The 18,886-nt window shown below is 73.6% G+C and carries 14 protein-coding genes; 5 read left to right on the plus strand and 9 right to left on the minus strand.

Annotated elements, in window-relative coordinates:
- Window positions 1-22 precede the first annotated feature (22 nt).
- Window positions 23-886 (minus strand): glycosyltransferase family 2 protein, encoded by an 864-nt coding sequence (locus GCU67_RS20070; RefSeq protein WP_163613140.1) that lies wholly within the window; start codon window positions 884-886, stop codon window positions 23-25.
- A 385-nt stretch (window positions 887-1,271) separates the two neighbouring features.
- Between GCU67_RS20070 and GCU67_RS20075 the strand changes: the two genes are divergently transcribed.
- Window positions 1,272-2,816 (plus strand): lipopolysaccharide biosynthesis protein, encoded by a 1,545-nt coding sequence (locus GCU67_RS20075; protein ID WP_163613141.1) that lies wholly within the window; start codon window positions 1,272-1,274, stop codon window positions 2,814-2,816.
- Between the two features lie 52 nt (window positions 2,817-2,868).
- The gene (locus GCU67_RS20080; protein WP_163613142.1) at window positions 2,869-4,176 is read left to right on the plus strand and encodes a glycosyltransferase; all 1,308 of its coding nucleotides are present in this window, start codon (window positions 2,869-2,871) and stop codon (window positions 4,174-4,176) included.
- A 7-nt stretch (window positions 4,177-4,183) separates the two neighbouring features.
- On the opposite strand, the gene GCU67_RS22925 is transcribed toward GCU67_RS20080, so the two are convergent.
- On the minus strand, window positions 4,184-5,050 hold the full coding sequence (locus GCU67_RS22925; protein WP_163613143.1) for a family 16 glycosylhydrolase: 867 nt from the start codon (window positions 5,048-5,050) through the stop codon (window positions 4,184-4,186).
- 362 nt (window positions 5,051-5,412) lie between these two features.
- On the opposite strand from GCU67_RS22925, the gene GCU67_RS20090 reads away from it, so the two are divergent.
- Window positions 5,413-7,893 carry a DUF7402 domain-containing protein gene (locus GCU67_RS20090; RefSeq protein ID WP_163613144.1) on the plus strand — a complete coding sequence of 827 codons (2,481 nt, stop codon included), beginning with the start codon at window positions 5,413-5,415 and terminating at the stop codon, window positions 7,891-7,893.
- Window positions 7,894-8,072: 179 nt separating this feature from the next.
- A complete protein-coding gene (locus GCU67_RS20095; protein WP_163613145.1) occupies window positions 8,073-9,056 on the plus strand; it encodes a D-alanine--D-alanine ligase family protein in 984 nt (327 codons plus the stop codon).
- A gap of 192 nt (window positions 9,057-9,248) precedes the next feature.
- Here the strand turns inward: GCU67_RS20095 and GCU67_RS20100 are convergent, their stop codons facing one another.
- The 6 genes from GCU67_RS20100 to GCU67_RS20125 all read right to left on the minus strand — a co-directional run bounded on the left by GCU67_RS20100 (window position 9,249) and on the right by GCU67_RS20125 (window position 15,365).
- On the minus strand, window positions 9,249-9,758 hold the full coding sequence (locus tag GCU67_RS20100) for a GGDEF domain-containing protein (RefSeq protein WP_163613146.1): 510 nt from the start codon (window positions 9,756-9,758) through the stop codon (window positions 9,249-9,251).
- A 121-nt stretch (window positions 9,759-9,879) separates the two neighbouring features.
- Window positions 9,880-10,998 carry a D-alanine--D-alanine ligase family protein gene (locus GCU67_RS20105; protein WP_163613147.1) on the minus strand — a complete coding sequence of 373 codons (1,119 nt, stop codon included), beginning with the start codon at window positions 10,996-10,998 and terminating at the stop codon, window positions 9,880-9,882.
- Between the two features lie 55 nt (window positions 10,999-11,053).
- On the minus strand, window positions 11,054-12,577 hold the full coding sequence (locus tag GCU67_RS20110) for a Mur ligase family protein (protein ID WP_163613148.1): 1,524 nt from the start codon (window positions 12,575-12,577) through the stop codon (window positions 11,054-11,056).
- Window positions 12,574-13,320: an alpha/beta fold hydrolase gene (locus GCU67_RS20115; protein ID WP_163613149.1), complete on the minus strand. Its 747-nt coding sequence runs from the start codon at window positions 13,318-13,320 to the stop codon at window positions 12,574-12,576. Before GCU67_RS20115 ends, GCU67_RS20110 begins: the two co-directional genes overlap by 4 nt.
- A 226-nt stretch (window positions 13,321-13,546) precedes the next feature.
- Window positions 13,547-14,665, minus strand: coding sequence for an acyltransferase family protein (locus tag GCU67_RS20120; protein ID WP_163613150.1), 1,119 nt, complete (start codon window positions 14,663-14,665; stop codon window positions 13,547-13,549).
- 127 nt (window positions 14,666-14,792) lie between these two features.
- Complete coding sequence (locus GCU67_RS20125) at window positions 14,793-15,365, minus strand: GDSL-type esterase/lipase family protein (RefSeq protein ID WP_163613151.1); 573 nt, start codon at window positions 15,363-15,365, stop codon at window positions 14,793-14,795.
- 415 nt (window positions 15,366-15,780) lie between these two features.
- Here GCU67_RS20125 and GCU67_RS20130 point away from each other — a divergent pair, with 415 nt between their 5' ends.
- Complete coding sequence (locus GCU67_RS20130; RefSeq protein ID WP_163613152.1) at window positions 15,781-18,393, plus strand: GMC family oxidoreductase; 2,613 nt, start codon at window positions 15,781-15,783, stop codon at window positions 18,391-18,393.
- A gap of 145 nt (window positions 18,394-18,538) precedes the next feature.
- On the opposite strand, the gene GCU67_RS20135 is transcribed toward GCU67_RS20130, so the two are convergent.
- Window positions 18,539-18,886: SGNH/GDSL hydrolase family protein (locus GCU67_RS20135; protein ID WP_163613153.1), on the minus strand; the 348-nt coding region annotated here is incomplete at its 5' end.

Raw genomic sequence — 18,886 nt, forward strand, 5'->3', positions numbered from 1 at the left:
CTCCGGCTCTGTGGTGGGGTGGTCAGACCGCGGCGGGGACGACGACGGGCGCGAGCCGCGGGGTCGGCAGGAGGACCACCGGCGCGAGCGCCGGCACGGGGGCCGGCGCGGGGGTCGTGGCCCGGGTGACCGGGACGTGGGTGCCCTTGCCGTTGACCCGCTCGACGACCAGGGCCCGCAGCACGCGGAGGCCGTCGCGCCAGGTGTTGAGGTTGCTCGAGCCGTGGATGCGCTCGAACTCGAAGCTGCCGACCTCGGTGATGCGCAGGCCGGCCTTGGCCACCCGGGTGTTGATCAGCGTCTCGATCTCGAACCCGTCGCCCCACAGCTTGGACTCGGTGTGGCGGTCGGTGGCGTCCAGCTCCAGGGCGTCGAGGCAGTGCGCCCAGAAGGCGTTGTAGCCGTAGCAGAGGTCGGTGTAGCGGGTGCCGAAGAGGACGTTCGCGGCCCGGTTGAGCCAGCGGTTGCCCCAGGCCCGCAGGCCGGTGATGTCCGAGCTGCCGCCGCCGGCGGCGAACCGGGTGCCCTTGGCGAAGTCGGCGCCGTCGACGAGGGCCTGCACGAACAGCGGGATCTCCCGCGGGTCGGCCGAGCCGTCGGCGTCGAGCATGACCACGATGTCGCCGGTGACCGCGGCGAAGCCGCAGGCCATGGCGTTGCCCTTGCCCCGCCGGTTCTGCAGCACGATCGTCACGTCGGGGCGCAGCGAGCGGGCGACCGCGACGGTGTCGTCGACGCTGCGGCCGTCGACCACGATCACCTCGTGCACGTCGGCGGGCAGCAGGCCGAACACGTGCGGGAGGTTCTTCGCCTCGTTGTAGGTCGGGATGACGACGCTCACCCGGGGGGCGGCGTACGACGGGGCGGGAACGAGGGAGAGCGGCATGGGACAGGTCCTCTGATCGGAGAGAACGGGTCCGGTTTCGCCTCTGCTCTCCGCCGGGCTGTGGCGACCATTTCGTGCGCCCGGCGGGTCAACGCTCACCCGTGCTGCTGTGCTTGCAGTGACTGTGCGTCATCTGACTACGGGGGTGGAGGAGCACCCGGCAAGCGTCCTTGCCCCGAGTGGGTGACCGATCGCCCCCCGGGTCGGCCTGACGGGTGACGCAGCGTGTTCGGATCCGGCGCAGGGACGCCGATCCGCCCGTCGGCACCCCCACCGGGGGACAGCGCGGCCACGGGCGGGTGACGAACCGCCCGGGACGGCGGTGTCCGGCACCCCCGCGCCCCTACCGTCGGCCCCACAGGACACCCGGACGGAAGGGGGCGACATGACAGCAGTGGACCCATTGCACACCGATCGGCCGAGCAGGGCAGGTGGACCGGCGCAGCAGGTGCTGGAGCCGTCGGTGGCCCCGGCGGTGGAGCCGGCCGGCGCTGCGGCGACCGAGCCGTCCACCGGCCCGTTGTTCGGCCGCGGCCTGCTCTACGTCGCGGTCTGGGCGCTGCAGCTGCTCAGCTCGGTGGTGTTCGCCCCCGTGCTCGCCCACCTGCTGCCCCCGGACCAGTTCGGCCAGCTGGCCGCCGGCATCGCGGTGCACCAGGTGCTGGTGGTCGCCGCCGTCGTCGGGCTGGACCAGGTCCTGGTGCTGCTGCGCGCCGAGGACGGCGTCGACCGGCCCGCCCGTGCGCTGGTCGCCCTCGGGCTCGGGCTCGGGGTGCTGGTCACCCTGGTCGCCGTCGCCACCCTCCCGTGGTGGAGCGGCCCGCTGGGCTTCGGCGAGGGGTCGCGGGTCCTGCTGGTCACCGTCGCCTGGACCGCGCCGGCCGCCTGCCTGCAGCTGGTCTCGGCTCTGCTGCTGGCCCAGGACCGCTTCCGCGCCTTCAGCGTGGTCACCCTGCTGTCCGGGGTGGGCGGCCAGGTCGTGGGGATGGCGCTGCTGCTGGGCAGCGGCTCGCGGGTGGCCGGCACCTACGCCCTCGGCAACCTGGTCACCCTCTCCCTGGCCCTCGTCGTCGGGCTGCTGATGGTGCGTCCCGGGTGGCGGGCGGCCCTCGGCCCGGCGCTGGCCCGGCGCGCGCTGTCCCTCGGCGTCCCGCTGATGATCGGCTCGCTCGCCGTCTACGTGCTCAACGCCGGTGACCGGATCGTGGTGCAGCGGCTGCTGGGCTCGGCCGAGGCCGGCCGGTACCAGATCGCGTACACCATCGGCAACGTCGTGGTGATGCTGCTGGCGGTCACCAGCGGGGCCTGGGCGCCCCGGATCGCCGCCATCCGGGACGAGTCGCACCGGTGGGCGGTGATCGCCTCGGCGCGCGACGGGCTCGTGCGGCTGATGGGCCCGGTGATCCTGGGGCTGACGCTGGGCGCGCCGTTCGTGCTCGACGTCGTCGCCCCGGCCAGCTACGACACCGGCCCGCTGCTGCCCGTCGTCCTGCTGGTGGCCCTGGCCGGGTTCCCCGTGCTGGCGAGCGCGGCGACCGGACGGGCGCTGATCACGCTGCGGGCCACCGCGCCGCTGGCGGTGGCCGCGGGCGTGGCCGCCGTGCTCAACGTCGGGCTGAACCTGGTGCTGGTCCCGGTGTGGGAGCTGTCGGGTGCGGCCGCCGCGACGGTCGTGGCCTTCGCGGCCCAGGCCGGGGTGCAGCGGCTGGCGCTGGCCCGGCGGGCGACCCTGCCGCGGCTGCTGCCGGGTGTGTGGGTGCCGACCGCGGTCGCCGTCGCGGTGGCGGTGGCCACGCTCGAGCTGCCCTCCACCCTCACCTGGGACGCCGCCCGGGCCGCGGCAGGACTGGCCTGCCTGCCCTGGCTGGTGGTGCAGCTGCGCGTGCTCCGGGACACCGGCGACCCCCAGCGGGCTGACCAGCCGGGGTGAGCTCCCGCCCGGCGCGCCCGCCCGGGGCCTCCGGTCGTGGTTGGGTGCGCGGGTGAGCGACTCCTCCCTGCCCCCGCACGGTGTCCAGGTGGTCGTCGTGGACGCCGGCCCGGACCTCCCCGCCCTGGACGTCCGCCGTCCCGACGGGACCCGCTGGTCGGGCGTGTGGCTGGTCGTCCGGGTGGCGGGCGCGCCGGTGGCGCTGGTCGAGGTGGACCTCGCCGGCCGGGACGTGCTGCCCGCCGACGAGCTGCGCCGGGCCGTCGACCCGGTGGCCCGCGCGGCGGCTCCGCGACCGGTGGCCGTGCTGCCGGACGACGTGCTGCCCTCGATCAGCGTGGTGGTGCCCACCGACGCCCGCCGGCCCGACCAGCTGCGCGAGTGCCTCGCCGCGCTCGCCGCCCTGCAGGGCCCCGGCCTCGAGGTGCTCGTGGTGGACAACTCCCAGGGCGCCGAGCGGGAGGGCGTGGTGGCCGCGGCGGCCGCCGGGCTGCCCGGGGTGCGCGTGGTCCGCGAGCCGGTGCCGGGCATCTCGGCGGCCCGCAACGCCGGCGTCGCGGCCGCCCGGGGCGAGGTCGTGGCCTTCACCGACGACGACGTCCAGGTCGACCCGGACTGGCTGCGTGCGCTCGCGACCCGGTTCGCGCGGCAGCCGGACGTGGAGCTGGTGACCGGGCTGATCCTGCCCGGGGACCTGGAGACCGACGCGCAGCTGTGGTTCGAGCGGCACTACGGGGGCTTCGGCGGCACCCGCCAGTTCGCCCCGCTGACCTACCGGGGCCGCCGGTCGGCGTCCCCGCTGCGGCGCAGCACCGTCGCGATCGAGGACGCCACCGGCGCGCGGAGCGGCGCGATGGCCGTCTACGGCGCCGGCCGCTGCGGCGCCGGCGCGAACTTCGCCGTCCGGACGGCGACGCTGCGGCGGCTCGGCGGGTTCGACCCGGCGCTGGGTGCCGGGACGCCGGCCCGGGGCGGGGAGGACCTCGCACTGTTCATCGCCCACCTGTGGGCCGGCGGGGCGATCGGCTACGAGCCGACCGCGGTGGTCTTCCACGCACACCGCGCCGACGAGGCCGGGCTGCGCGCCCAGCTGCACGGCTACGGGCTCGGCTACACCGCGATGCTCACCGCCCTGGTCGCCCGTGACCCGCGGCACCTGCTGGGGCTCGCCGCGCAGGTGGCCGTCCAAGGCGCCGGCCGGCTCCACGGTCGCCCGGCCGGGACGCCGGACCCCACCCCGAGCACCGTGCTCGGGCCGCCGCCGCCCGCGGACCTGGGCGCGGTGGAGCAGCGCGCCAAGCTCCTCGGGCCGGCCGCCTGGGTGCGCAGCCGCCGGGCCGCCGGGCGCGCCGCGGTCTGAGGCCGGGTCAGTCCCGGGACCAGACCGCGATCCAGTCGACCAGCACGTGCGCCCGCACCGCGGGGTCGGGCGGCTGGGCGGTCACCTGGGTCTCGACCTGCACCACCGGGCGCATGGGGTGGGTGGGCACGGCCGCCGGGTCGGTGGTCGTCCAGGACAGGTCGTCCAGGACGTAGGTGACCCGGCCGGGCTCCCACTCGATGGTCGCGGTGTGCCAACTGCTCATGTCCGACCCGGTCCGGACCGACCACGCGTTGCGCGAGGGGTCCCCGGTGACGTCGTGGGCGTAGCCGTAGACGTCGTCGCCGAGGGTCGCCTCCGGGAAGTCCAGCTCGCCCTGCGCCCACTGCTCGCTCACCGGCCAGAGCAGGAAGGCGAACTTGAAGTCTGCAGCGCGGTCGGACCGGACCCGGATCGAGTACCGGCCGTAGAGCTGTCCGACCTGGGCGGGACCCGGGGTCAGCGCCATGACCTGCGGGGTGACCCCCTCGGTGTGCACCTCCATGTCGGCGGTGCCGTCGTGCACGGTGGTGGTGGTGTCGCTGGCGTAACGCCCCTGGCTCTCCAGGGGGCGCCCGTTGACCCGCGAGGTGTCGCGGTAGCCGTCGTACGCGGCCCACCCGGGGTAGACGCTGTCGAAGTCGCCGAGGGCCGCGTCGGTGGTGAAGTCCTCGTGCAGCTGGAGGGTCCAGCCGGGCAGGTCGGTGACCGGCGCGGCCGGGTCGGGCGCCGTCGTCGTGGTGGCGGGGGGAACGGCGGACGAGGGTGCGGCGATGGGAGCCGCCGCGCCGGGCGTGCACGCGGTGAGCACCACCAGCAGCCCCACCACCGACGCCGGCGCCCGCCGGCCACGGTGGGAGGAGGGCCACGGCACGGCTCACCGTAGGCCGCGCGGGGGTGATCGCACCGCAGGCAGACCGGGGTGCGCGAGGATGGGCCGGTGTTCGGTGCCGAGCGGGCCTGTCGATGCGGTCACTCCCGGACCGCGCACGAGCACCACCGCCGGGGCAACGACTGCGCGCTGTGCTCCTGCCCCCGCTTCGCCGCCGTGTCGTGGTGGCGCGGGCGCACCGCCCGCTGACAACCCAGCGTCACGGACGGCGTCCACCGCGGGCTCCCGCCACGACCGGGTGATCCTCCGTCACCGTTCGGGTGCCCATCCTGGTGCCCGGACCGGCGTTCTCGTCACCATGTGTGAGGGCCGGAGGTGGCCCGACGCCGAAGAGACGAGTGACGATGCGCAGCACCAGTGGAACCCAGCACCTGCCTGCCGACGCCGGACCGCGAGTGCGCGGCACCGTGCACCGCGCCCTCGCCACCGTCGTCCTCGGCCTGGTGGCGCTGCTCGTCGGTGCGGGCGTCACCGCCCCCGCGGCGTCCGCCGCCGCCACCGGGTGCTCGGTGCAGGTCGTGGCCCACCCCGACGACGACCTGTTCTTCCAGAACCCCGCCGTCCAGGGCAGCATCACCGCCGGCTCCTGCGTGACCACGATGTACGTGACCTCCGCGGACGCCGGGCTGGGCGCCACCTACGCCCGCAGCCGGGAGGCCGGCGTGCGCGCGGCCTACGCGACCATGGCCGGGGTGGCCAACACCTGGTCGACGGCCACGCAGAGCTGGAACGGCAAGACGGTCACCGTCTCGACGCTGACCCGCGCCTCCCGGATCAGCCTGGTCTTCCTGCGCCTGCCCGACGGCAACCTCGACGGCAGCGGCACCACCGCCTCGGGCGGCACCAGCCTGCAGGAGCTGCTCACCGGCACGATCAGCACGCTCAGGACGGTCGACGGCCCGGTGCAGAGCTACACGTGGGCCGACCTGGTGCAGGTGATCGGGAAGCTGGTCACCGCCAGCAACGCGAGCGCGATCCGCACGCTGGACTTCTTCGGCGACTACGGCGACGGCGACCACAGCGACCACATCAGCGTGGCCCGGGCGACCCTCCAGGCCCAGCGCGCCTACGCGCCGACGGTGCCGATCAGCTCCTACGCCGGCTACCCGGGTGCCTCGCTGGCGGCCAACGTCTCCGGGGCCGCGCTCACCGCCAAGCAGCGGGCCGTGCTGGCGTACGCCCCCTTCGACTCCAACATGTGCCAGTCGCTGACCGCCTGCAACGCGCGGTCGGAGGGCGCCTGGCTGACCCGCCAGCACCTGGCCGGTGAGCTGCGCACCACCGACGGCACGCAGACCGGCAACCTGGCGAGCGCGGCGATGGTGTCCACCTCCTCCCAGGACGTGAAGAACGGCATGGGCGGCAGCAACGCCGTCGACGGCGTGATCAGCGGCTACCCGGTGGACTCCTCGGCCGAGTGGTCGACCGCCGGCGGTGGCGCCGGCAGCTGGATCACCCTGGGCTGGATGGAGCCGGTGCAGATCGACCGGGTCGTGCTCCACGACCGGCCGAACACCAGCGACCGGGTCACCGGCGGCACGCTGACGTTCTCCGACGGCTCCACGGTCACCGTGCCCGCGCTGGACGACGCCGGCGGTGCGGTCGTCGTCCCCTTCCCCGCCCGCTCGGTCACCGGCGTCACCTTCACCGTGACCTCGGTCAGCGCCTCGACCCACAACGTGGGCCTGGCCGAGATGCAGGCCTGGAGCCCGGGCTCCGGACCGGTCGTCGCACCGCCGGCCCCCGCCGCCGACGTCGACCACGCGCTGACCGCGAGCGTGACGGCGTCCTCGCAGAACTGGAACGACGACCAGACCGCGGCCAAGGCCGTCGACGGCATCGCCGACGGCTACCCCGGTGACCACACCGCGGAGTGGGCGACCCAGGGTGGTGGCGTCGGCTCGACGCTGACCCTGACCTGGGCCGCGCCGGTCACCCTGGGCCGGGTCGTGCTGCACGACCGCCCCAACACCTCCGACCAGGTCACCTCCGCCACCCTGACCTTCTCCGACGGGTCGGTCGTGCCGGTGCCGCAGCTGATCGACGACGGCGGTGCCGTGGTGGTCAACTTCCCGGTCCGCACGACCAGCAGCCTGACCTTCACGGTCACCGGGGTCAGCGCGACGACGTCCAACGTGGGCCTGGCCGAGCTCGAGGCGTGGTCGCAGTCCTCGGTCGCCGCACCGGAGACCGAGACCCCGGCTGTCGAGACCCCGGCGACGGCCGCGCCCACCACGACCCCGGTTCCCACCACGACCGCGCCGGCGACGCCCACCACGCCGGCGGCTCCGACGACGACCGCCCCGACGACGACCGCCCCGGCTCCGGCGGCGCCGACCACGGCTGCCCCGACTCCGGCGGCTCCGACGACGGCCGCCCCGACTCCGGCGGCCCCGACGACGGCCGCCCCGACCCCGGCGGCTCCGACGACGGCCGCCCCGACCCCGGCGGCGCCGACCACGGCCGCGCCGACCACGACCTCCCCGGTCAGCACGGTCGACCTGACCGACAGCGCGACGGGCACGATGGGGCTCGGCAAGATGTCCGGCGTCGGCTCCTGGTCCCGGTGGACGTGGACGAAGCCGGTCACCGTCGGCCGGCTGGTGATCACCAACCGGACCTCGTGGCAGATGAACGTGACCAGCGCGCAGTTGGCCTTCTCCGACGGGTCGACGGTCGCGGTGCCGGCCTACCCCGCGCCCGGGAAGTCGATCACCGTGACGTTCCCCGCCCGGACGACGTCCAGCCTCAAGCTCACCGTCACCGGCGTCGCCGGGATGACCGTGACCGCGGGCCTCGTCGACGTCGGCGCCTTCAGCTCCTGACCGCGACCGCACGCCCCCACGGGCCCCGTCCAGCCACCGGCCGGACGGGGCCCGTCGACGTCCCGCCCCGGACCGCGAGCGACACGCCCCGGGACGGCGGTCGGGCGGCGCGCCGCCCGGTGGGCCGGGCCGGGGCCGTCCGGCCGGGCGGGGGCTGCTGCAGTTGCTAGCGTGCGGGCATGGCCGTCAGCCCGCACCCAGACCTGCACGGACCGGTCGCGATCGTCGCCGGAGGGCTCTCCCACGAGCGCGCGGTGTCGCTGTTGTCCGGGGAGCGGATCCAGCGTGAGCTCCAGTCGGTGGGCGTCGACGCGCAGGTGGTGGACGCCGACCAGTCGTTGCTGGCCTCGCTGCGCACCGGCGGCTACACCGCGGTGATCCCGACGATCCACGGCGACATCGGCGAGGACGGCACGCTGCAGACGGTGCTGGAGATGGCCGGGGTGCCGTTCACCGGGTCGTCGTCCAAGTCGTGCCGGCTGGCCTGGGACAAGACGGTGGGCCGCACCCTCACCGAGCGGGCGGGGTTGTCCTCGCCGCCGTGGGTGGCGCTGACCAGCTCGTCGTTCAAGGAGCTGGGCAGCAGCGAGGTCGTGCGCTTCCTGGTCGAGGACATGAGCTGGCCGCTGGTGGTCAAGCCCAACCGTGGCGGCAGCGTGCTGGGGGTCAACGGCGTGGAGAGCGTCGACGCGCTGGTCGACGCGCTCATGCAGGCCTTCGCCTACGGCGAGACGGTGCTGATCGAGAGCTTCACCGAGGGCATGGACGTCAGCGTGGCCGTGCTGGACGTCGACGGGGAGCCGCGCGCCGGCGTGCCGGTGGGCCTGGAGTACGACCGCAAGGACCGCTTCGACTTCGTGGCCCGGTACGACCCGGCGCGGGTGCAGGTCAACACCCCGGCCGAGCTGCCCGAGGAGACGCTGGCGGCGCTGCGCACGGCCGCGGAGACCGCCCACGCGGCGCTGGGCATGCGCGACCTGTCCCGGGTGGACTTCCTGGTCGCACCGGACGGCGAGTTCGTGGTGCTGGAGGTCTCGGCGATCCCCGGGATGACGGCCACGTCGCTGTTCCCGTTCAGCGTGCAGGCCGAGGGCGGGTCGTTCAGCGAGGTGCTGGTCTCCGTGCTCAAGTCCGCCGTGGCCCGGAGGTCGGCGACGTCGTAGCGGCACGGGCTCAGGAGAGCCCGGAGCCGGTCGGACCAGCGGGGGCTCTGGGTCAGCGAGGGCCTGCCCTGCCGGGCAGGACACCGTGTCCCCCTGGGAGGGGGTCGCGGCCGCACGTGGAGCTGCCCCGTGCCGCCGGGACACGGCGACACGGGGCAGGTCTGGGGTGCGGCACCCGCTGACCGGCTCGGGTCAGGGGCGCCCGCCGCTGTAGCGGATGACGCGGCCGGCGCCGATGCTGCGGGCGGCGGTGAGGCAGAGGGTGGCGCGGCGGTGGACCTCGCCCGGCGAGGCGTCGCGGGACAGCCCGGCGATGCCGACGCAGGCGGTCACGCCCTCGACGCCGGCGTCGGCGATGGTGGTGACGAGGCGGGTGGCGGCGGTCTCCGCGTCGTGGGCGACACCGTCGAGCAGGACGGCGAACTCGGTGGGGCCGGAGCGGGCCAGCCAGTCCGTGCCGCGCAGGTCCGCCGACAGGGCCGCGGCCACCTGGTCGAGCTGGCTGCCGGCCATCGGCCAGGCGGTGTCGCGGCGCAGCAGCCCGATCAGCAGCAGGGTGGCCGGTGCCTCGGTGACGGTGCGGGCGCGCTCGGCGATCCGGTCGAGCAGCGTGACCCGGCTGGGGAGCAGAGTGATCGCGTCGTGCGTGGCGGCGTCGGCTCGCTGGTCTGCGGCGAGGAGGGGGTGGGCGGCGAACGGCATACGGTCTTGTCGGCGTCCCGAGCGGCCGGGTTGAGCGCCGTTACCGAATCCTCACCTGGACGCCATGACGCAGGGAGCCCCGCACCTCGGACCGAGGGGCGGGGCTCCGTGGCGTGCGGGCTCAGCGGGTGGGGCCACCCAGGTTGGCCAGCTTGCCGGCGATGCCGCCGGCGGCGCGCAGCGCCTCACCGCGGGCGAACACGGTCGGGGCCTCGTTGGAGCTGCGGCTGCGCACGGCCTGCTCGAGGGCGTTGGTGAGCAGCGCGGCGGGGGAGTCCTCGGGCCACAGGTACAGCGACATGGCGCCGGGGATGTTGTTGACCTCGTTGACGAACACCTCGGTGCCGTCGCTGAGGAAGTCCAGCCGGGCGAGGCTGCCCAGCCCGACCAGACCGGCGACCTGCTCGGCGAGCGAGCGGATCCGGGCGGCGAGCTCCTCGGAGATCGGGGCGGGCATCTCACGGGGCGCCTGGCTGAGCCCGGAGGTGTGCAGGTACTTGTCCGAGTAGCTGTAGATCGAGTCCGAGCCGGGGCGGATCGGCTTCTCGATCAGCGACGCCCGGAACGTCGGGTGGGTGATCACCGCGACGTTGAGGTCGTAGAGGTCGGGCCGGTAGGGCTCGAGGACGGCGCCGTCGGCCAGGTGCACGTTCTGCTTGGCCAGCCCCTTGGCGGCGGCGAGGTCCTGCACGACCTCGATGCCGATGCTGGAGCCACCGAAACGCGGCTTGACGATGTACGGCCCGTCGAAGTCGGGGTCGGCGTGGCCGTCGCCGACGATCAGCCGGGGGAGGGTCGGCAGGCCGGCCTGGGCGATGACCGAGCCGAAGGCGAGCTTGTCGACCGACAGGGCGCCGGCGAACAGCGAGCCGCCGGTGGAGGGCAGGCCCATCCAGTCGAAGAGCGCGCGGGCGCCACCGGCCTCGGCGTAGCCGCCGTGGAAGCAGCTGAGCACGGCCTCGGGGCGGTAGGTCTTGGGGCGCAGGCCCTTGACCGGGCGCCAGCCGCCGCTGCGGCCGAGCACCGGCTCCACCTGGGTCGCCCGGGCGGGGGGGCCGTCGATGAAGTCGCGCGCCTCGCTGTCGACCGGGACGGTGTGCCAGTTGCCCCCGCGGTCCCAGTAGACGGCGAGGACGTCGAGCCCGCTCTGGTTCAGCAGCCGCGCGGCCTGCAGGCCGGTCAGGATGCTGATGTCGTGCTCGGCCGAGGGACCACCGAATGCGACGGCGACCTGCTTCATCGTTCCTCCTGCTGCCTGGGGGGCGTGGCTGACCAGCTGTCGGGGGCGCTACCGGTCACGGGTAGTGATCAGGCAGGTCGTTCTCGAACAGTACGACGTCCCCCGGCTCGGCCTTGCCGGATATGTGGGCCATCGCCGCCTGCCGGCTGGGGACCAGCACCGTGCGGTCGGGCACCGACCCGGCGACCAGCGGACGGCGGTTGGTGCCGCCGACGACCACCAGCGTGGCGCCCGGGGTGGCCATGACCTGCTCGGCGAACTCGCGGTTGCGCTGGTCCTGGGAGGAGCCCAGCTCGACCATGCCCGGCGTCACGACCCAGACCCGGTGGCCCTCGCCGAGCTGGCGGGCCAGCGCGAGCGCCTGGGCGGCGCCGTCGGGGTTGGCGTTGTACGTGTCGTCGATGACGTGGATGCCGGCCTCGTTGACCGAGGCCTCGGCGCGGTGCGCGACGCCGGGGAGCTTGCGGCCCACGGTGGCCTCGATGCTGGCCCAGGAGACGCCGAGCACCCGGGCGATGCCGGTGGCGATGGCCAGGTTGACCGGGTGGCCACCACCTGGCGGCTGCGCGATCCGCGTCGTCCCGCGGCCCTCGTCGGTCAGCACCCACGCATCGCCGTCGGGCACGACGCGCACGTCGGCAACGGTGTCGGGCCGGGTGGAGACCCGGACGACGGTCTTGGACGACTGCAGCCGGTCGGCGGCCTCGGCGAGCTCGGGGACGTCGGTGTTGAGGACGACGATCTCCGCGCGCTCGGTGATCTCGAGCTTGGCGGTGACGATGGCCGCGCGGGAGCCCATCCGCTCCAGGTGCGCCTCGCCGATGGTGGTGATCGCGGCGATGCGGGGCGGGAAGGTCTCGGTCAGCCGGCGGATCTCACCGGGGCCGTAGGTGCCCATCTCGGCGACGAACACCTCGGTGGACCCGGACAGCCCGTCGTTGATGCTGCGGGACAGGCCCATCATGTTGTTGAAGCTGGCGGGGCTGGCGAAGACGCTCTTCTCCGGTGCCAGCAGCGCCTCGACGTAGGCCTTGGTGGAGGTCTTGCCGTACGAGCCGGTGATGGCGACGACGTCGGGGGAGACCTGGGCCAGCCGGGCGCGGGCGCTGGTGACGAACTTCGAGCCGAGCTTGGCCTCGAGCGGCTTGAGTGCGGCCAGGACGCCGTCGGTGACCGGCGCGGTGAACAGCACGAGCGCGGCGCTGACGGCGGGGGAGCGGAAGGCGACGGCCGCGGCGAGTTGCACGGCCACGGTGCCGCCGGCCAGCCGGCGCAGCCGCTGGGTGAAGGCCGGGCGGGGGAACGGCTTGCGGAACACCAGCCCGACGGGCGCCGCGGCGGCGGCCAGGGCGGCCGGGATGCCCAGCACCGGGTAGCGGAAGGCGCCCGCAGCGCAGACGGCGCCGACGGCGTAGGGCAGGGCCGAGACCGGCGTGCGGGTGGCCCACATGCGCAGCATCGCGGTGTTGCGGCCGGGCTCGTAGTGCTCGCGCTGGGCGACGCGCCACCAGGTGAGGTCGGCAGCGGCGGTGCCGGCGGCGACGGCCGCCCACTCGGCGGCGGTGAGGGCGGCGCTCACGCGTCGGTCCCGGTGGCGAGGAGCGCGCGCAGCCGCTGGTCGATCGCGGCGTCGAGCGAGGGCTGGAGCAGGTGGGCGGCGTCGTCGACGACGGTCAGCGTGCCGCCGGTGCGCTCGGCGATCTGCCGGGCGGTCGAGAGTGGCGCGGCCGTGTCACCGGCGCCCCAGACCAGTTCGATGGGGCCGTCGTACCGGGCGAGTGCGTCGAGCACGGTGCTGTACTCCTCGTTGACGGTGCGGACCAGGACCTCGCGCAGCACGCCCTCGGCGTTGCGGTAGTCGGCGGAGCCGTACTTCCTGCGGGCGGCCTCGACCTGACCGGCGGGCAGGATGCCCAGCTTCCCGGCCCTGCGGAGGACCCGGTAGGCCAGCGGCGCCTTCGGGGCGGCACCGGCGCGCAGCAGCGGGGTGCCGGTGAGCAGCAGGCCGCCGACGAGCTCGGGGCGCATCGCGGTCAGCTGTGCGGCGACCCGGCCACCGAAGGAGTGGCCGACCAGCACCGGGCGGTCGAGGGACTCGACCAGCGGGAGCAGCCAGCGGGCGTAGTCGTCGGAGCCCCAGGCCGCCGGCGGAGGTGCGGCAGAGCCGAATCCGGGCTGGTCGAGGGCGAGGCCACCGACCCCGGCGAGCGCGCCGGCCCAGTCCTGACGGGTGCGGCCCCAGCCGTGCAGGGCGATCACGCGGTCGGGCTCGCTCCCGAATCGCTCGGCCAGGAACCGACCATCCAGGAGGCTGACGAGCACCTGGGGAGTCTAGTACAGCGGCTCGGCTTCTCCCGGTCGTCGCCCTCGAGCTACGGGTCTTGGTCCGGGTCCTGGCCCCAAGGCCATCGGCTGTGGGCACGAGCTGCGGGACGGGCCCGCGCAGTTCCCTGCTGCCCGACCGACCGCCCCCTGTTCGGCGGTGGTCGACGTCCCCGCCATCAAGCCGGGCCCGGGCACGGTCCCGACCCCGCGGCAGTCCAGCGACTCAGGGGCGGACTGTCGCATCCCGCACGTCCGGTCGCGGAGGCGCTTTACGAAGTCGTCGCTCCAGGGGCTCCTCGACCCGGGAGTAGAGCAGGACCGCCGCCCCGACCGCCCCCGCCAGCGACAGCAGCGTCGCGCCGACGGCGACCCACCAGCCGGAGCCGACCTCTGGCGCGATCCGATCCACCACTCGGACGACGAGTTGGTGGACCAGGTAGAAGGCGAAGGACAACTCCCCCAGGCGGCGTGGCCACCGCCGGCCCAGCAGCGTTCCCCGTCCGGTCAGGTCCCGGGTCACGGCGCAGGCGATCACCAGGCCATAGGGAACCGCCGCGGCGAGGTAAGAGTGGTCCAGGTAGCTCATCGTCACGTACGCCGCCGCGGCGAGGACAACCGACCAGCCGAAGCTGATCGGGGGTCGCCAGCCCGACCTGATGGCCGCCGCGACGACCATGCCGAGGAGGAACTCGGGGAGTCGCTGCACGGGGAAGATCTGCAGGTAGTCCGGGGGCTCTGCGACGGCGGACCACACCAGGCCTGGGCCGACAGTCACGAGGACGAGAACGCTGGCGACGAGTGCCTGAAAGGTCCTCCGCGTGGGCAGGAAGCGGACCGCCAGAGGGAAGACGAGGTAGAAGAACAGCTCGCAGGACAGCGTCCAGCCGACCGCGTTGCCCGCCCAGTAGACGTCCGCGCGGGGGATCCAGGCCTGGAGTCCGAGGAACGAGGGAAGGGCGACCCAGAGCGGACGCCATCCCCCCTGCACCACCATGGTCAGGACGATGCCGGCCAGCAGGGCAACCCAGTACGCGGGGGCGACCCTGGCGAACCGACGCCGGTAGAAGGCCCGCGGCGTGTCCCCGGGCTGGTGCGACCAGGTCAGCACGAACCCGCTGAGGACGAAGAAGAAGGAGACGCCGGTGAATCCAGGGTTGAACAGCACCTCGACCACGCGGTCCGCCTGGGCGCCGGAGAAGAAGTTCTCGTTCGCGTGGGTCAGGAAGACCCCGAACGCAGCGACCGCACGGAGTCCCGTGAGACTGTTGAGGCGCGGTGCGCCACCTGCTGCGGCAGCGTCAGCCGCACCCTGATCCGGCCGTCTGAAGGCCCCCCGCCTCATGATGGAGGCACGGTACGGGACGTGGAGGCCTCAACGGGAGTGGTCGAGGCTGATCACCCCTCCGTCATCGACGTGAGGCGTCTGCAGGCCGGGAGGCCAGCGACGGCCCGGAACTCCGCCCGTGCGGTCATGGACTCCGTAGGACGGCGATGACCCGGTCGGCGATGATGCGGTACCCGGCGTCCCCGGGATTGGCGTCCGCCTGGCCGGACCGGTGGTTGGCCGGGTCGGCGTACACGTCGGAGAGCTGGACGAACCGGCCGCCCACCGACTCGCAGCCGGCCCGGACGGCGTCGTCGTAGGCGACCGTCTCCGGCCGGGACGGCGGCTGCCAGACTCCCAAACAGAGCACCAGTGCCTCCGGATAGCGGTCCCGCAACCCGGCCAGCCGGTCGCGGTACGACGTCGCGAACCGGGCCGCCGGCACCGCCTCCCAGTCGTTGGTGCCGAGCTCGACGACGACGGCATCGGTCCGGTCGGGCAGGTCAGCCTGGTCGAGGACCCCGTCGAGGGTCCCTCCGGCAGACGCCTGGACGTCCCAGGCGAACGGCAGCGGCACGGCAGCCTCGGCGAGGGCCGCGAAGCCGGCGGCGGGGTCGGTCGCGCCCTGCCCGAGGCTGAGGCCGTCGCCCAGCAGGAGCGTGCGCGCGATCTGTGCGGGCCGGACGACCGCGGGTCCGGTGGGCGTCGGCTCGGCCACCGGGGCGGGCCGGTCGTACTGATCGCGGCGTCGATCAGCCAGGACGGCCCACTGGTCGACGTGGGAACTGGAACATGCTGTGACAGCTCTTGCACCGGCGCTCGCCCGAAGTGGACGGTGATGGAGGCCCAGCCTTTCGTTCGGCGATGCCGGCGCTTGGGCCGACGTGGCGCTCGGCCCAAGCGCTGCAAGTCCGGCGGTTCGACCAGTAAGCGGCCCTCAGTGCGGGAGGAACGCAAGTCTTGCGGAACAGCCCCGCCACAGGAAAGCTGCGCCGGAGCGGAGGCGCACCTGGTCCTGCCGCACCCGGCTCTGCCCCCATGAAGACACTGCATCTGTCCTGTCGTCGACCGTCCTGGTGGACTTTGGCCGCACCGGTCGGGGCTTGGGCACCGCACGTACACCCAGGAGTGACATGCCGCTCGCGGAACTAGAGGCTGTAGGTGACAGCGGCCTCCCCGCTCTCCGCACATGCGATGTCTGCGTCGTCGGAACCGGTCCGGCGGGAGCGACGCTCGCCCGGGAACTTTCCGGTTCGGGGCTTCAAGTCACCGTTCTCGAGAGTGGGGGCTCAGCGCGAACCGACCGCGCCGACGCACTCAACGAGGTGGAGAACGTGGGTCGGCCGCGCGCTGAGGATCAGTGGGCGGTGCGCAACCGGGTGCTTGGGGGTAGCTCCCACACCTGGGGTGGGCGCTGTGCTCCTTTTGATGACGTCGACTTCGCCGAGCGTTCTTGGATACCCGGCTCCGGCTGGCCCTTCGGCCGAGAAGAGCTCGACCCCTACTTGGACCGAGCGGCGTCCCACCTCGGCTTGGTCGTGGGCACCGGCTTCGAGGACGACAACTTCTGGGCACTGGCCGGCCGTCCGCGACCGGCCCGGGATCCGGATCCCGAGCTGCTGAGGTCCTTCTTCTGGCAGTTCAGCCGAGACAGCGACGAGTCCTATCCCTTCGAGTACATGCGTTTCGGCCGCAGCTTGGCCCGGCGGGTCGGCCCAAATGTCACTGTGGTGACTGGCGCGACGGTCGTCCGAGTCGACCCGGTGGACTCCGGTCGCACCGTGCGGTCGGTCGAGTACGTCGGGCCGGACGGGCGGCGGCGGACGCTGACCGCCGCGACTGTCGTCCTCGCCGCTGGCGGCATCGAGAACGCCCGGATCCTGCTCTCATCGGACACTGTGACTCCCGACGGGCTGGGCAACGACCATGGGCGGGTGGGCCGCTACCTCATGGACCACCCCCGTGGCCTGCTCGCTTCCTTTGACCTGGCCGGCACCGGAGAGCTGCAAAAGCGGCTGGGCCGCTACAACGTCCGGGGCCGCATGTTTCGAGCTGGCTACCGACTGAGCCCGGCGGTGCAGGAGGCCGAGGGTCTGCTCAACTGCGCTGCCTGGCTCGGCGAGGAGTTGGCGGACGACGACCCTTGGGCAGCGTTGCGCCGGTTGGCCGGTGGCAAGCCGCGACTACCGGACGACGCGGTCGCGCTGAGCGGAAATCTCGGGTTCCTGGCCCGCGGAGCTCGGGACTACTTCATCGAGCGCAATGGCGTACCGCGCAAGCTGAGCGCATTGCAGCTGCTCGGCATGGTCGAGCAGCGACCGGACGCCGACAGCAGGGTGACGCTGTCGGAGCGCCGCGACGCGTTCGGGGTTCGGTTGCCGCGCATCGATTGGCGGGTGCACCCCGACGAGCCGCGCACCATGCGGCGGATGGCAGAGCTAGTCGCCCAGGAGATCACCCGGCTGGGGCTGCCCGCGCCAACGCTTCAGGAGTGGGTGCGTGACGGCGCGGACTTCCCGCCCGCCGTCATCGACGTCGCCCACCCGACCGGCACCACCCGGATGGCCGTCGACCCTGCCACTGGAGTGGTCGATGCGAACTGCCAGGTTCACGGCGTCGCGGGGCTTTACGTCGCGGGCAGCTCGGTGTTCCCAACCGCTGGACACTGCAACCCGACGCACATGATCGTTGCGATGGCGATCCGGTTGGCCGACCACCTCAAGGACGTGCTCGTCAGGACCTCCGTTCCCCAGGTTCCGCGCGGCCGGACCCTCACCGTCCTGCTCACCGGGGGCACCGGACGGATCGGCCGAGTCGTCCTAGGCGATCTGGTGGCGCGCGGCTACCGCGTGCGGGCCACTACCTCCCGGCAACCGCCGGAGGATCATCGTCCGGAGGTCGAGTGGGTCGAGTTCGACCTCCTCGAGGCGAGCGCGTCAGCCCTCGACGAACTCGTCGCCGGGTGTGACGCCGTGGTCCACTTGGCGGCTGAGATCGGCCAGCAGGATCGCATGCAACGGCTGAACGTCGAGGCCACCCGGCTGCTCGCGGAGGCGGTCGAGCGGGCTGGTGTACGCAGCTTCACCTACACCAGCACTGTCTCGGTCTATGGCAGCGGCCGTCACCGGACTGCAACGGAGGACTCCGCAGTGCTGACGGTCGACCATGACGTGCCCGCCGAGTATTGGGCGCTGGACTACGTTCGCGAGTACGGGCGGACCAAGCTCGCCGGTGAACTCGCGCTGCGCGAGGTGGCTCGGCACGCGCGCTACACGGTGTTCCGGCCCGCCGTGGTGGTGGATGTCGATGACCTCGTCGCCATTCGAGACTGGGGGCGTGGCAAGCGGGTGCTGGCCGCTCATCGCCACGCCCACCACGTCTACGTCCGTGACGTTGCTGAGGCCGTGGCCTGGTCGGTCGAGCGGTCACTGGCCGGAGTCGGGGAGCCGGGTGTGACGATCTACAACCTGGCCGAGGACGACGTCCCCGAGCCGACCCACGCGCAGTTCTTGAAGCGGGCGCACGCGGTCAGTGGCGACCCGCGGTTCCGGGTGCTCCCGGTTCCCGGGGCCGCCGACTGGCTGCACGACTTCCTGCGGTTCCGGCGCTCGCCGTTCCGCAAGCCTCTGTGGCGGATGCGCTTCCCCAGCGACCGGCTGCAGGCCGCCGGCTTCACGCCGCGGTACGGCATGGCGCATGCGCAGAACGAGGCGCTGGACCGCATCCGCCTGGATGCCGGGCGCTGAGCGGCGTGGGCGCCGGACAAGTGCTGTGGTCGATGTTCTAGATGTTCCAGGACGCCGATGACAGCGCCTACGCTGGTCTGCGCCCGCGGCACTCCGCGGCGGTTCCTAGCAGTCGTCGGCCGGCTTGCTGGTCCCGTCGGTGCGGTCATGGACTCCGTAGGACGGCGATGACCCGGTCGGCGATGAGGCGGTACCCGGCGTCCCCAGGGTTGGCGTCCGCCTGGCCGGACCGGTGGTTGGCCGGGTCGGCGTACAGGTCGGAGAGCTGGACGAACCGGCCGCCCACCGACTCGCAGCCGGCCCCGATGGCGTCGTCGTAGGCGACCGTCTCCGGCCGGGAGGGGGGCTGCCAGACCCCGAGGCAGAGCAGCAGTGCCTCCGGGTAGCGGTCCCGCAGCCCGGCCAGCCGGTCGCGGTACGACGCCGCGAACCGGGCCGCCGGCACCGCCTCCCAGTCGTTGGTGCCGAGCTCGACGACGACGGCATCGGTCCG

Origin of the sequence: Modestobacter muralis (assembly GCF_010682105.1) — a bacterium.
In the GTDB taxonomy this organism is placed as follows: Bacteria; Actinomycetota; Actinomycetes; order Mycobacteriales; family Geodermatophilaceae; genus Modestobacter; species Modestobacter muralis.